Below are 15,390 nucleotides of genomic sequence, written 5' to 3'. Positions count from 1 at the left end.
CCCGGGCGCCAACCGTTTCGAGGGAGGATGCATGGAGAGTGCGCCGGTGGTCGAGATGATCGGCATCGACAAGTCGTTTCCGGGCGTGAATGCGCTGCAGCGCGTGAACTTCCGGCTGTTTCCGGGCGAGATCCACGCGCTGATGGGCCAGAACGGCGCGGGCAAGTCGACGCTGATCAACGTGCTCACCGGCGTGCATGCGCACGATGCGGGCGAGATTCGCGTCGGCGGCGCGCCGGTGAATTTCGCCGCGCCGCGCGAAGCCGAGGCGGCCGGCATCCAGACGCTCTACCAGGAAGTGAACCTGTGCGCGAACCTGTCGGTCGCGGAGAACATCTTCGCGGGCCGGCAGCCGATGCGGCGCGGCGCGATCGACTGGAACACGATTCATGCACGCTCGCGCGCGGCGCTGGCCGAACTCGACCTGGCGCTCGACGTCACGCGCTCGCTCGACGCGTATCCGATCGCCGTGCAGCAGATGGTCGCGATCGCACGGGCGGTGTCGGTGGACGCGCGCGTGCTGATTCTCGACGAGCCGACGTCGAGCCTCGACGACGGCGAGGTCGCGCGGCTGTTCGACGTGCTGCGCCGGCTGAAGGCGTCGGGCATCGCGATCCTGTTCGTCACGCACTTTCTCGAGCAGACCTACGCGGTGTCCGACCGGATCACCGTGATGCGCAACGGCGAGCGCGAAGGCGAGTATCTCGCGCGCGACCTGCCGGTCGACGTGCTGGTCGCGAAGATGACCGGCCGCGAACGGATGTCCGACACGCTGCAGGCGGGCGCGGCGGCGGTCGAACGCACCGCCGGCGACGCGGAACCGTTCCTGTCGATGCAGCAGGTCGGCCGGCGCGGAATGATGAGCCCGCTCGACCTCGACGTGCGGCCCGGCGAGATCGTCGGGCTGGCCGGGCTGCTCGGCTCGGGGCGCACCGAAACCGCGCAGCTGGCATTCGCCGCGGAGCGCGCCGACACCGGCGCGATCGAGGTCGACGGCGCGCGCACGCGGCTCGCGTCGCCGCACGACGCGGTCCGGCACGGCATCGCGTATTGCCCGGAGGATCGCAAGAAGGAGGGGATCGTCGCCGCGCTGTCGATCCGCGAGAACATCATTCTCGCGCTGCAGGCGCGGCGCGGCTGGTGGCGGCTGATCGGGCGCGCGCGGCAGCGCGAGCTCGCCGAAACGTACATCGCGCGCCTCGGCATCAAGGCGCGCGACGCGGAGCAGCCGATCGGGCTACTGTCGGGCGGCAATCAGCAGAAGGTGCTGCTCGCGCGCTGGCTCGCGACGGAACCGAAGCTGCTGATCCTCGACGAGCCGACGCGCGGCATCGACGTCGCCGCGAAATTCGACATCATGGAGCGCGTGCTCGCGCTGTGCGCGCAAGGGCTCGCGATCCTGTTCATTTCGTCGGAGATCAGCGAAGTCGTGCGCGTCAGCCACCGGATCGCGGTGCTGCGCGACCGGCGCAAGGTCGCCGAACTGACCGGCGCCGACGCATCCGAGGAGCAGGTGTACCGGCTGATCGCGGGAGGCCAGTCATGACGCAGCTGCGCACGTTGTTCCGTCATTCGCTCGTGTGGCCGGTGCTGACGCTCGCGCTGCTGTTCGCGCTCGACGTCGCGTATCGCCCGGGCTTCCTGTCGATCACGCTGCTCGACGGCCATCTGTTCGGCGCGCCGATCGACATCCTGAACCGCGCGGCGCCGCTCGTGATCGTGTCGCTCGGGATGACGCTCGTGATCGCGACCCGCGGGATCGACATCTCGGTCGGCGCGATCGTCGCGATCGCGGGGGCAGCCGCGGCGATCGTGCTCGACGCGGACCCGTCGCGAATCGGCGTGGCGCTGGCCGCCGCGCTCGGCGTCGGGCTGCTGGCCGGCGCTTGGAACGGGCTGCTGGTGGCGTTCGTCGGGATGCAGCCGATCATCGCGACGCTGATCCTGATGGTGGCCGGTCGCGGCGTCGCGCAACTGCTGACGGGCGGCCAGATCATCCCGATCGGTGCGCCCGGCTACCTCGCGCTCGGCGGCGGCTATCTCGCGGCCGTGCCGTGCGCGGTGTGGATCGCGCTGGCGACGATCGCCGCGACCGCGCTGCTGGTGAACCGCACGGCGCTCGGGCTGTTCATCCGTGCGATCGGCGTGAACCCGGTCGCGACGCGGCTCGTCGGGCTGCGCTCGGGGGCGATCGTGTTCGGCGTGTATCTGTTTTCAGGCGTGATGTCGGCGCTCGCGGGCATCCTGGCCAGCTCGAACGTGCGCAGCGCCGACGGCAACAACGCGGGGCTGCTGCTCGAGCTCGACGCGATCCTCGCGGTGACGCTCGGCGGCACGTCGCTGCTCGGCGGCCGCTTCAGCCTCGCCGGCTCGGTGCTCGGCGCGCTGATCATCCAGACGTTGACCTACACGACCTATTCGATCGGCGTGCCGCCGGAGGCGACGCTCGTCGTCAAGGCGGTCGTCGTGATCGTCGTGACGCTGATCCAGTCGGAGGCCGCACGTGCGTCGGTCGTCCGGCACGCGTCGCGGCTGCTGCCTTCCGCGCGTTCGCGCGCCACTTCCGGAGCGACGCCGCGATGAACCGATTCCTTGGCCGGCTCGCCGACCCGCGCACGCTGCCGATCGTCGTGACGATCGTGCTGTTCGCCGCGCTGTTCGGCTTCGGGTCCGTGACCTACACGGGCTTCTTCTCGATGCAGGTGCTGACCGGGCTGCTCGTCGACAACGCGTTCCTGTTGATCGTCGCGCTCGGGATGACGTTCGTGATCGTGTCGGGCGGCATCGACCTGTCGGTCGGCTCGGTCGTCGCGCTGACGACGATCTTCTGCGCGGTCGGCGCCGAGCGGCTGCACTGGCCCGTGTGGGTGATCGTGCCGCTGGTGCTCGCGTTCGGCGCGCTGTACGGCGCGGCGATGGGGGCGCTGATCCATTATTTCCGGCTGCAGCCGTTCATCGTCACGCTGGCCGGGATGTTTCTCGCGCGCGGCGCGTGTTTCCTGATCACGACGCAGTCGATCACGATCAACGAGCCGGTGTTTCATGCGATCGCGGGCTTCAGCGTGCCGGTGGGCGGCGGCACGCTGAGCGCGGGCGCGTTGATCGCGCTCGCGACGCTGGCCGGCGCGATCTACGTCGCGCATTTCACGCGCTTCGGCCGTAACGTCTACGCGATCGGCGGCAACGAGCGTTCGGCGCTGCTGATGGGGCTGCCGGTCGCGCGCACGAAGGTCGGCGTGTACGCGCTGAGCGGCTTCTGTTCGGCGCTCGGCGGCGTCGTGTTCACGCTGTACGTGCTGTCGGGTTACGGGTTGCAGGCCCAGGGCATGGAACTCGACGCGATCGCCGCGACCGTGATCGGCGGCACGCTGCTCACCGGCGGGGTGGGCTATGTGCTCGGCTCGGTGTTCGGTGTCGGCATCCTCGGCACGATCCAGGTGCTGATCACGTTCGACGGCACGTTGAGTTCGTGGTGGACGCGGATCGTGATCGGCGCGCTGCTGTGCGTGTTCTGCGTGCTGCAACGGGTGATCGAACGGCATGCCGCGCGGCGGCGCACGGGCGGCACGGGGCTTGGGGCGCCGAGGCCGAAACGCAGCCCCGCACAGGCGCGGCCAGCATCGCCCGACGAGGATGCCGCGCTGGTTTCGACGATGCGGCGGCTGTAGCGCACGCATCGGCCGGCGGGGGCGGCCGCGGCACGAAGCAACTTGACCCGACGGTGGCCGGTGCCGATGCGCGGGCGGTCGCATCCGGCGGCCGGCCGGTACCACGATCGGCGCGTGCGCGCCACGGCGGCCCGTGCCGTCAGGCCGGCCCGGCCGCGTCGGTTTCGGCGTCGAACGCCGTCGCGGCGCGGCGCGCCTGTTTCAGCGAGCCGGCCAGTTTCCCGATCGCGTCCAGGTCCAGTGCATCGAGGTGGTCGCGCACGTCCCGCACGAAGGCCGCGTAATCCGGCTCGTCAGCATACGGGCCGAGCAATGCCTCGATATCGGTCAGCTGCCCGTTGTCGGCCAGCAGGATCAGCTGGTCGAGCGCATCGTCGGGCGGGCACGGCATCGTGGGCGTGGGGACGTCCGGCTCGGCCTCGCCGTCCGGTTGAAACCGCCGGACGAGCTCCGACACCGGCACGAGCGCGTGCCCGACGGCCGGCGCGACGATCGCGAACGAGAATGCCGTGCCGACGCCCGGCTGGCTGGCGACGGCCAGCTCGCCCGCCATCGCGCCTACGATGCGCTGCGCGATGAACAGGCCGAGCCCGGTGCCGCCGTTCACGGCCTGCACCTGCTGGTACGCGCGGAAGATGTCGCGGTTGCCGCTGATGTCGATCCCGATGCCCGTATCGGCCACTTCGAACAGCAGCCGCCAGGTGTCGCCCTCGCGCGCGGCATGAATCGACAGCGTGACCGTGCCGTCGCGCGTGAACTTCGATGCGTTGGACAGCAGGTTGAGCAGCACCTGCTGCAGCCGCATGCCGTCGATCGACACCGTGCGCGGCAGCGGCGTGGCCGGCCGGTAGACGAACCGGTTGTCCTGCTGCGCGCACAGCGCGAGCGCATAGTGGCCGATGTCGTCGAGCAGGCCGGGCAGGTCGGTCGTGTCCGGCGTCACGCCGAGCGGCTGCAGCTCGGCCTTCGTGAACGCGAGCAGCTCATCGATCAGCGTGAGCTGATAGCGGATGCTGCGGTCGATCGACCGGATCAGCCGCGCCTGGCCGCGCGTCGCGCCTTGCAGCAGCAGCTTCGCATAGCCGTTGATCGTGGACAGCGGCGCGCGCAGGTCGTGGCTGACGTAGCCGAGCGTCTCGATCTTTTGCTGCATGTGGGTCGTCACCTGTTGCAGCGCGTCGTTGAGCGCGAGCGTGCGGCGTGCGACTTCGTCGCGCAGGCGATCCTGTTCGGTGAGCTGCCAGTGCTCGAGCCGCTTCCTCGCCTCGGTACGCTGGCGGCCGACGTGATGAATCCACGCGGCCAGCACCAGCAGGTGCGTGGCGAGCCCGACGACCGCGATGACGGGGTTCGGGAAGATGTCGGATTTCAGCCACGCGAGCGCCGGCGGCAGCGTGTTCCTGCCGTCGAGCACGCGGATCAGCATGTTGAAGCTGGCGATCGCAATGGCGATCAGCATCACGCGGCCGGTGGGCGTCCGGCGGATCGCGAGCAGCAGCGCGAGGCTGATGTTGACGATCGCGGTCAACGCGTTCAGCCGCAGGCAGAACCACGTGAACGTCAGCAGGTCGCCGCAGGCGGCGCCGACCATGCCGACGCCTTCAAGCGCGATGAATGCCATGTAGATCGCGCGCATCGGCAGCTTCGCCTGCTCGCGCCGGGCGACCATCAGGATGAAGAGGAAGAAGCAGGAAACCGCCAGGTACGCGAAGATGACTTCGCCACGCGCCGACCATTCACGCAGCGCAGGCGGCAACGCCATCGCCAGGTAGCCGCGGTAAGCCGCTTCGAACAGCGTCGTGCCGAGCGCCACCGCGGCCAGCACGTGAAACACGCCGCTGCGCGAAAAGAACCCGATCAGCAGCGCGCACCACATCAGCGCGAGCAGCCCGCCGAAGAAGCCGAAGTCCCACATCGTCGCGCGCCGCTCCAGCGCATCCCACGCCGCACGCGTGAACGCGGCCGGCGCGAGCCGCATTTCCTTGCGCGACGTGACGCGGATCAGCACGGGGACGCTTTCGCCGGCACGCAACGTGACGTCGAGCGCCGGGTAGCGCGACGACGGCCGGGCGTCACTACCGGCGCCGGCGGCCGGGAAGCGGTTGTCGAGCATCCACCCGCCGTTCCGGCCGAGATAGAAGTCCGCCTGGTCGACGCGGGCGTCGCGAATCACCAGCACCAGCGGGCGCGCGGCGCTGTCGCGGTTGGTGAGCGTGGCGCGGATCCACCACGCCGATCGCGAGAACTCGACGTTGAACGACGACGTGCCGGCCACCGGCGTGCCATGCGCGGGATCGGCGAGCCGTGCGGCGACCTGATCGGCGGACATCGTCGCGCTCGCGTCCTCGAAGACCGACACGGCGTCCAGTTGCGCGGGGGGCGGCGTCGACGCGGCACGCGCGGTCGCGCAGGTGACGGCCATCGCGAGCAGGAGCAGCAGCACCGCGCGACAGCCGGCTGCCCATGCCGCGTGGCGCCTACCCATCGTGATGGTGCGCCCCGGGTGCGGCGGGCGGGGCATTGACCGCATGGCGCTGGCGCCGCCAGTCGGACGGCGTGATGCCGAAGCGTTCGCGGAAGGCGGTGGCGAAGTTGCCGGGCGTGGAAAAGCCGATTTCCTCGGCGATGTCGCCGATCCCCATCGACGTCTCCGCGAGAAAGTGCATCGCGGCGCGCAGGCGCGTGTCGCGCAGATATTCGAACACGGTCTGGCCGAGATGATCGCGGAACACGCGGGACAAACGCTTCTCGTGCGTGCCGACCTGCCTGGCGAGATCCTCGAGCGCCGGCGGATGGCGCAGGTCGCGCAGCAGGACCTCGGACGCCGCGCGCACGAGGGCGGCATCCGGGTTGTCGGGCAGCTCGGGCAGATGCGCGAACGGCTGGCTGCGCCGCGCGCGTTTCAGGTGATTGCGGATCCGGGCCAGCACTTCGGTCGGCTCGAACGGCTTGATGATGTAGTCGATCGCGCCGGTTTCGAGCCCTGCGATGCGATCCTCGAGATCGCCCGCGGCCGTCAGGATGATGACCGGGATCGATTGCGTCGACGGCGTCGACGCCAGCAGCCGGCACGCCGCGAAGCCGTCCATGCGCGGCATGCGGACATCCATCAGGATCAGGTCGGGCGCGATCGCCTGGGCACGGTGATACGCCTGCAGCCCGTCGAACGCGACGCTGATCCGGCACCGTGCGGCCCGCAGGATTTCCGTGAGGAGCCGCAGGTCGTTCGGGCGATCGTCGACGACAAGAATATGTGCGTCAGCAAGATCCGGCGTGGGACGAGGCGACGCCGAACTGGACGAGCGGGATGACATGGTTGCGGAGGCGGTGGAAGGGTGGCCGGTCAGATGACGTGCATCGCGGTCTGCACGATTGTTGCGAAAAATTATATGCCGACAACAGGTCACATAGTGAGGATTCCGTGTGGCATGTGGGGGCTTGTGCGGCGGGGTGCTGCGTGTTGGCCGCCGCGGCGTCCGGCCGGAAGAAAAGGAAGTGGAAAAACATGCCGAATTGGCTTTTAATAATCGGTCTTAATTTCCGGATCAATTCGGAATAATTGGAATGGGATGGGGCGGGTGAATCAGTTTGACATGCGTTCCGAAGTCGATGCCTTCTATGTGAAAAGAATGAAGAAATTGTGGGTTGCATGATTAATTTTTTTCTGATGGCGGGTCGGAATCGTGTTAGTCGTGAAATCGCATTTTGCGTTGGAATGTATGAATGTAAATGCTGTCTGCTCGGGAAAAGGATTTTTCCGCTCTGGAAAAGGTTCGTTCCGACGGATGCCGGCAAACTAGCCCCGGCGCGGCTGGAATCGGTTCTTTCAAACGGTCGGAATCGCGCGGATCGCATGCCGACGTTCTATTTCGAAGCACGCGATACCAATGAGACATTGATCGATGTTCGATCCCATGATATGGGACTGCGTCGGCGAACGAATAACTGGCACGAGGGTAATGCAAATTCCGCCATTCACCGAATACGTCGCTATATAAGAGAAATCGGTGAGTTCTGGAATTCGGTTGGGAATGGCGCACCGGTCGAGACGAAATCGTCAAGGAAATTCGATCGATTAATTCGGTGCAGGGGTCGTCCGGCAAGTCGTCGATGCTGTTCCGGGATTCCGGAAATGCGTTTGAATGCGGGACGAAAAGGGTGAGTGGCTGCGCGTGGGCCGTCCGAGGGTTCGATCCATCGGGGAACGGTCGCGCGCGGCGCGCTCTCGAATCAGGCGGGCACGAAAACGATGAACACAACAGGCATGACAGGCCAACGCACCGGTTCGCACGAACCGGTGGCGCATGCTTCAGTCCCGGGGATCGCACGGCGTCATCCTCCTCCTGAATGAAACAGGGCGGGCCGCCCCGCGGGCGCGGGCCGGCTTCCGCCCATCCGGCGTCTGAAAGACGCTTTCCGATGAGATTCGAGGTCGTCGCGGGTTCGGCGCGATGGCGCGCGCGTGCGCGGTTGAACGGCACGCCCCGCGTCGAGCCGCCGGGCTGGCCGTGTCGGCTTCCATGATTCGATAACCGGCGATCGTCGCGTCGCCTCGTGCCGACCGGCACGGGCGGCGCGCGATCGCGTGATCGCGATGTCCATCGCGCGTGTCGAGCAGCATTACCCGGCTGTTTAGTTAGTGATCCAAAGTGAGTGGCGGGCGTCGCGAGGCGGACGGGAACGTGCAGAGGACGTTCTCGCCGGCTGCCGTGTTCGCCGTTGCGTCATCCAGCACATGAGAACCGAGGGAAGACAAGATGAACAAGTCGTTCAAGTCGATCTGGAACGAAGCATTGGGAGCCTGGGTTGCGGCTTCGGAGCTTGATCGGGCGCGCGGCAAGCGCGTTGCGTCGTCGCGTGGCAAGCCGGAGCGTGACGTCGAAGGAGCGGCCGCGGTTCGCGCAGGCGCGACCTCGGCCCCGTCGCTCAGGCGGCTCGCCATGCTGATGGCGTCCGCGTATCTCGCGCTGTTCCATGCCGGCGCGCATGCGCAGTACAACCCGGATGGCGGCACGGCCACCGGCGGCGTCTCGTCGATCGCGATCGGCGTCGGGTCGAGCGCCGCGCAGACGAATTCCACCGCGTTGGGCAACCTGTCGACGGCGCAGGGCGTGTCGGCCACGGCGCTTGGCCCGGGGGCGCATGCGATGGGCGACGCTTCGACGGCCGTCGGCATCAACGCGCAGGCGACGGGCGTCAACAGCACGTCGATGGGCGTGCAGGCGATCGGCTCGGGCGCATTTTCGGTTGCCGTCGGCAACCAGGCGCAAGCGACGCAATCCGGTGGGGTAGCGATGGGCAGTGGCGCGACCGCGACCGGCGTTTCTGCCATCGGGCTCGGCAACAATGCCACGGCCTCCGGACAGGATGCCGCCGCGCTGGGTCTCGGCGCGGTTTCGTCGGGCCTCGCCAGCGTTGCGCTCGGCTTTTCAGCTCAGGCGACCAACCAGGGCGCGATTGCACTTGGCAACCAGTCCACCAGTTCCGGCGCGGCCGGTGTAGCGGTGGGTAGCGGCTCGCTGGCTTCCGGCAATTCTGCGCTCGCGCTGGGTGTCAACAGCGGCGGGAAGGGCACGACGTCGATCGCGATCGGCTGGGGCGGCGTCGCCGGGGTGGCCGGCTCGGGCACGCAGTCGCTTGGCACCAGCTCGATCGCGCTGGGCTCGAATACGACGGCTGGCGCCGATACCTCGATGGCGCTCGGCACGAGCACGAAGGCGACGGGTATCAGTTCGATTGCGATGGGCGTCCAGTCGAGCGCGACGCAGCAGTTCGCGACCGCGCTCGGTAATACCGCGGTGGCGACCGGCGTGTCGGCGAGCGCACTGGGGGCCGGCGCGACGGCGTCGGCCACGAATGCGACGGCCATCGGCATCAACAGCGTCGCGGCGGCGGGGTCGACCGTGGCGATCGGCGATTCGAACTCGGTCGCGGCCGCGGCGGGGGCGGGCTCGATTGCCGGGGGCAACAACTCGAAGGTGCTGGGCGGCATCGGCGCGGTCGCGCTGGGCCTGGGGCAGACGGCCAGCGGCAACGGCGCGGTGGCGATCGGCGACCCGAGCACCGCGATCGGCACCGGCGCGGTCACGGCCGGGTCGAACAACACGGCGAACGGCGACGGCGCGGTCGCGATCGGCAATTCGAACATCGCGCAGGGCACCGGTTCGCTCGCGCTCGGCAACACGTCGACGGCGGCGGCGGCCGGTGCGCTGGCGTTCGGTGCGTCGGCCGTGGCGAACAATGCCGGCGACGTCGCGCTCGGCTCGGGCTCGACGACGGCCGCGCCGAATCCCACCGCAAGCGCGACGATCGGCGGCGTGACGTACACGTTCAAGGGCACGAATCCGACCAGTGTCGTCAGTGTCGGTGCCGCGGGTACCGAGCGCCAGATCACCAATGTCGCGGCCGGGCGCATCAGTTCGGCGAGCACGGATGCGATCAACGGGTCGCAGCTCGATGCGACGAATCAGGCGGTGAATTCGCTGTCGACTTCCACGGCGTCGAGCGTCGGTTCGTTGTCGACGGGGGTGTCGTCGCTGTCGACCGGGTTGTCGTCGGCCAACAGCGCGATCACGTCGCTTTCCACGTCGACCTCGACGGGCATCAGCTCGCTGTCAACGGGGTTGAGTTCGACCAATAGCTCGGTGACGTCGTTGTCGACCTCGACGTCGACGGGCATCGGCTCGCTGTCGACGGGGTTGAGCTCGACCAACAGCTCGGTGACGTCGCTGTCGACATCCACGTCGACCGGTCTGTCGTCGGCCAATAGCGCGATCACGTCGCTTTCCACGTCGACGTCGACGGGCATCAGTTCGCTGTCGACGGGCCTGAGTTCGACCAATAGCTCGGTGACGTCGCTGTCGACATCCACGTCGACCGGTTTGTCGTCGGCCAATAGCGCGATCACGTCGTTGTCGACTTCGACCTCGACGGGCATCAGCTCACTGTCGACGGGCCTGAGCTCGACCGACAGCGCAGTGACTTCGCTGTCGACATCCACGTCGACCGGTCTGTCGTCGGCCAATAGCGCGATCACGTCGTTGTCGACTTCGACCTCGACGGGCATCAGCTCACTGTCGACGGGCCTGAGTTCGACCAACAGCGCCGTGACGTCATTGTCGACGTCCACGTCGACCGGCCTGTCGTCGGCCAATAGCGCGATTACGTCGCTGTCCACGTCGACTTCGACCGGCCTGAGTTCGACCAATAGCTCGGTGACGTCGCTGTCGACTTCGACGTCGACGGGCATCAGCTCGCTGTCCACTGGCTTGAGTTCGACGAACAGCTCAGTGACATCGTTGTCCACGTCCACGTCGACGGGCATCAGTTCGCTGTCCACGGGCCTGAGTTCGACGAACAGCTCGGTCACGTCGCTGTCGACTTCGACGTCGACGGGCATCAGCTCGCTGTCCACCGGCTTGAGTTCGACGAACAGCTCGATCACGTCGCTGTCGACGTCCACCTCGACGGTGGTCGGTTCGCTGTCTACCGGCCTGAGCTCGACGAACAGCACCGTCACGTCGCTGTCGACCGCGACCTCGACGAGCATCGGTTCGCTGTCGACCGGGCTCAGTTCGACGACGAGCTCGATCGCGTCGCTGTCGACGTCGACCTCGACGACCGTCGGCTCGCTGTCCACCGGGCTGTCGAGCACGAACAGCAACCTGACGTCGCTGTCCACCGCGACGTCGACGGGCCTCGGCTCGCTGTCCACCGGCCTCAGCTCGATCGCCAGCAACAACACCAACCTCGGCAACAGCACGGCGGGCGCGATCGGCGGCGGGGCCACCTACGATCCGACGACCGGCACGATTTCGGCGCCGTCGTACGTGACGTACAACAGCGACGGGTCGACGACGATCAACAACAACGTCGGCTCGGCGATCGACAACATCAACGCGCACGGCATCAAGTATTTCCACGCGAACTCGACCGCGCCGGACAGCCAGGCGATCGGGCTCGACAGCGTCGCGATCGGCCCGAATGCGATCTCGAAGGTGGACGGCAGCATCGCGCTCGGTGCGGGGTCGGTATCCGACCGCGCGACGACGCCGGCGTCGGGCATCCTCCGCAACGGCACCGCATCGATCCCGTTCAACACGACGGACCAGACGCTGCTCGGCGCGGTATCGGTTGGCGACGCGACCAGCAAGACGTATCGCCAGATCACCAACGTCGCGGACGGCACCGGGCAGCAGGATGCGGTGACCGTGCGGCAGCTGGCCGGTGCGTTGCAGTCGTTCGCGGTCACGGGCCAGAAGTATTTCCACGCGAATTCGACGGCGGCCGACTCGCTCGCCGTCGGCGCGGAATCGGTCGCGGTGGGGCCGACGACGGTCGTCAACGGCGACAACGGCGTGGGCATCGGCAACGGCGCGATCGTCGACCAGACCGCGCCTGGCGGCATCGCGATCGGGCAGGCGGCGAGTGCCGCGCAGGCCGACGCGCTCGCGCTCGGCAGCGGCGCGACGGCGCTGGGCGCGCAGTCGGTCGCGCAAGGCGCGAATGCGAAGGCGGTCAGCGTGGGCAGCGTCGCGCTGGGTTCCGGCGCGCTCGGCAACGCAACCGATGCGCTCGCGCTGGGCGCCGGTGCGTCCGCGACGTTCGCGAACAGCGTCGCATTGGGCGCCGGTTCGCTGACGACGGTCGGCGCGCTGACGAACTACGTCGCGTACGGCTTGAGCAGCCCGCAATCGTCGGCCGGCGAAGTGAACATCGGCAACCGGCAGATCACGGGCCTCGCGGCCGGCAAGAACGGCACGGACGCGGTGAACGTGTCGCAGCTCGACTCGGTCGCGAACCAGCTGACGACGCTGATCGACCAGCGCACGACCAACCTCGGCGGCCAGTACACGACGAACCCGAACGGCGCGAACGTGCCGCCGGGCTCGACCGGCCCGAACTCGTCGGCGGGTGGGTCGGGCGCGGTGGCATCGGGCTCGAACAGCACGGCGGTCGGCAACAATGCGCTCGCATCGGGCAACGGCTCCACCGCCATCGGCGTGGGCTCGACGGCATCGGGCAGCAATTCGGCCGCGATCGGCACGGGCAGCAACGACGGCGGGCGCTCGAACGTCGTCGCGGTCGGTTCGGCGGAATCGGCGCGCCAGGTGGTCAACGTCGCGGCCGGTACGCAGGGCACGGATGCCGTGAACGTGAACCAGCTGAATGCGGTGTCGAACCAGTTCACGCAGTCGCTGAACACGGTCAACAACCAGCTCACACAGATGCAGCAGCAGATCCAGCAGACCGATTCGATGGCACGCGAGGGGATCGCGGCCACCGCGGCGATGGCGTCGATCCCGCACATGGACCGCGACTCGAACTTCGCGATGGGGGTCGGTACGGCGACGTTCCAGGGGCAGAAGGCGATGGCGGTCGGCGTGCAGGCGCGTGTCACGGAAAACCTGAAGGCGACGCTGAACGGCGGTTTCGCCGGCAGCCAGCGCGTCGTCGGCGCGGGCATGCTGTATCAGTGGAAGTAATCGCGCGCTGCGGTTCGCGCCGGCACGCACTGCCGGGGCGGACCGCGTCGAACGCAAACGCACGCGGATGCGGCTGCGCCATTGCGCCGCCCGCGCTGCGCCCCTCGCATTTTCGGAGTCCTCACGTGAAAAACATTCATCTTGCACTGCTGGCGTCCGTCGTTTCCCTCGCGGCCTGTTCGAGCGCATCGGGACCGACGTACAACGCATACGAACTTCAGCCCCGCGACGGCATCCGGACGTTCCGTGTCGATTGTCACGGCATCCTGTCGAGCGCCAATACCTGCATGAAGGTCGCGACGCGCATGTGCGGCAACGAGGCCGTGCGCACGGTCGATTCCACGATGCCGTACCGCGACGGCGCCGATCCGCACTCGATGGTGTTCCAGTGCGGTGCGGCGCCCGCGCCGGTCGCCGCGGCAGCCGCGCCAGCGCCCGCCGCGGTCGAGAAGGTGAGCCTGACCGGCGATGCGTACTTCGCGACCGACTCCGCCGTGCTGACGTCCGCCGCTACTGCTGCGCTCGACAGTTTGCTGAGCCAGCAGGGCGACAGGCACTTCTCGCGTGTGGAAGTGGACGGTTATACCGACGCGACCGGCTCGGATGCACACAACCAGGCCCTGTCGAAGCGCCGCGCCGATGCCGTCGCGGGGTATCTGCGCGAACACGGGCTGAAGGCGGATTCGGTCGCGGCGACGGGGCATGGAGAAACCAACCCGGCCGCATCGAACGAGACCGCCGACGGGCGCGCGCGCAATCGCCGGGTGGAAATCTCGCTGCGGAAGTAGGGCGTCGCCACCGGGTTGCCGCAGGCGTGGCCGTCGCGAACGGACGGCTCTCGCTTGCGGCTGTGGCGCCGTTCGGAGACGCTGGCGGTCGAATCAGGCAACGCGTCGCGATGGGCGTGCGCGATGCCGCCATCGCGCGGACGACGACGCGGCACGACGGCCCGCGGGCCGGTTGGCGGACGCCGATGTCGTGGGTTCATCGGCGCCTGCCGACGTGTTGCTGCACAGGGCGCAAGCAATGCCCGGTGCCGCTGCGTGAAAAGGGATGAGAGAGACTTCGGCGGAGGTGCGGGGCTGCAATGGTCGCGTGGCTGACGCGGGCTCGACTGCAGCGCGGGTCGACAAGCACGAAGGCGCGGAAGGCGACCCGTTGCGGGAGCAATCAGTTTGTTCATGTCCCAATTGCAAAACTAGTCTCGCATCTTCGCGTCCGCCCATTTCCATTCCCGCGCAGCCTTTACGAACGCCGCAAGATAATCGACGTCGTCATCCGTCTTGCGCGTGCCGAGGAAAATCTGCTTCGCAATCCCCTTCTTTCCAAGTTGCACGGGCGTAAGCGGCATCCAGCCCGCGTATTCTTCCGCGAGCCAGCGAGGCAACGCCGCCACGCCACGGCCGCTCGCCACCATCTGCAGCATGATGTCGGTCGTCTCGATCACCTTGTGGCGCTTCGGCACCCTGTTCGCGGGCGTGAGGAACTGCGTGTAGATATCGAGCCGGTCCGTTTCGACGGGATACGTGATCAGCACCTCGTGCGTCAGCTGTTCCGGCGTGACATACGCTTCTCCGGCCAGCGGGTGATCATCGGCAACCACCAGCACCTGCTCGTAATCGAACACCGGCTCAAAATGCAGTTCGGGTTTCTTGAGCGGGTCGGGCGTGACGAGCACGTCGATTTCATAGCCGATCAACGCACCGATGCCGCCGAACTGGAAGCGCTGCTTCACGTCGACATCGACATCCGGCCAGTGCGCGAGATACGGCGACACCACCTTCAGCAGCCATTGATAGCACGGCGCGCATTCCATGCCGATCCGCAACGTGCCGCGCTCGCCCTGCGCGTACTGCCTCATGCGCTCCTCGGCGAGTTCGAATTGCGGCAGCAACCGGTTCGCGAGGCTCAGCAGGTACTGTCCGGCTTGCGTGAGCCGCATGGTCCGTCCTTCGCGCGCCCACACGGGCGTACCGAGCTGCTGCTCCAGCTTCTTCACGGCATGGCTGAGCGCCGACTGCGTGAGGTTGAGCGTATCGGCGGCGGCCGTGAGCGAGCCCTGCCGCTCCACTTCCCGCACGACCATCAGATGATTGCGATCCAGCATCGACCACTCCATGAACAAATTTAATGTTTGCATGAAATAAATCCATTTTTATTCATGCAATGGAAACTATATCATCGCTGCCAGTTACTTTTCTTCCGATGTGAACCGGACACACCGCACCGTGAGCATC

8 protein-coding genes are annotated in these 15,390 nt (G+C 67.5%); 5 read left to right on the top strand and 3 right to left on the bottom strand.

Features of this window, described 5'->3' with window-relative positions; translation table 11 throughout:
* Positions 1-31 precede the first annotated feature (31 nt).
* Genes CFB43_RS36000 through yjfF form a run of 3 tightly spaced genes read left to right on the top strand, consistent with a single transcriptional unit; the run spans position 32 to position 3,668 of the window.
* On the top strand, positions 32-1,546 hold the full coding sequence (locus CFB43_RS36000) for a sugar ABC transporter ATP-binding protein (RefSeq protein WP_089498812.1): 1,515 nt from the start codon (positions 32-34) through the stop codon (positions 1,544-1,546).
* Positions 1,543-2,583 carry an ABC transporter permease gene (locus CFB43_RS35995; RefSeq protein ID WP_089498811.1) on the top strand — a complete coding sequence of 347 codons (1,041 nt, stop codon included), beginning with the start codon at positions 1,543-1,545 and terminating at the stop codon, positions 2,581-2,583. Before CFB43_RS36000 ends, CFB43_RS35995 begins: the two co-directional genes overlap by 4 nt.
* Positions 2,580-3,668, top strand: a complete 1,089-nt coding sequence (gene yjfF / locus CFB43_RS35990) for a galactofuranose ABC transporter, permease protein YjfF (RefSeq protein WP_089498810.1) — start codon at positions 2,580-2,582, stop codon at positions 3,666-3,668. Before CFB43_RS35995 ends, yjfF begins: the two co-directional genes overlap by 4 nt.
* 139 nt (positions 3,669-3,807) lie before the next feature.
* Here the strand turns inward: yjfF and CFB43_RS35985 are convergent, their stop codons facing one another.
* Positions 3,808-6,153 (bottom strand): sensor histidine kinase, encoded by a 2,346-nt coding sequence (locus CFB43_RS35985; protein WP_089499073.1) that lies wholly within the window; start codon positions 6,151-6,153, stop codon positions 3,808-3,810.
* Positions 6,146-6,982: a response regulator transcription factor gene (locus CFB43_RS35980; protein ID WP_089476273.1), complete on the bottom strand. Its 837-nt coding sequence runs from the start codon at positions 6,980-6,982 to the stop codon at positions 6,146-6,148. The genes CFB43_RS35985 and CFB43_RS35980 overlap by 8 nt, the downstream gene beginning before the upstream one ends.
* A 1,443-nt stretch (positions 6,983-8,425) precedes the next feature.
* Here CFB43_RS35980 and CFB43_RS39245 point away from each other — a divergent pair.
* A complete protein-coding gene (locus CFB43_RS39245; RefSeq protein WP_144023183.1) occupies positions 8,426-13,153 on the top strand; it encodes a YadA-like family protein in 4,728 nt (1,575 codons plus the stop codon).
* 125 nt (positions 13,154-13,278) lie between these two features.
* A complete protein-coding gene (locus tag CFB43_RS35955) occupies positions 13,279-13,941 on the top strand; it encodes an OmpA family protein (protein ID WP_089498809.1) in 663 nt (220 codons plus the stop codon).
* Positions 13,942-14,351: 410 nt separating this feature from the next.
* On the opposite strand, the gene CFB43_RS35950 is transcribed toward CFB43_RS35955, so the two are convergent.
* Positions 14,352-15,260 (bottom strand): LysR family transcriptional regulator, encoded by a 909-nt coding sequence (locus tag CFB43_RS35950; RefSeq protein ID WP_089430136.1) that lies wholly within the window; start codon positions 15,258-15,260, stop codon positions 14,352-14,354.
* Between the last annotated feature and the right edge of the window lie 130 nt (positions 15,261-15,390).

This window comes from Burkholderia sp. AU15512 (assembly GCF_002223325.1).
GTDB lineage: Bacteria > Pseudomonadota > Gammaproteobacteria > Burkholderiales > Burkholderiaceae > Burkholderia.
This window is presented reverse-complemented; position numbering and strand designations above follow the sequence as displayed.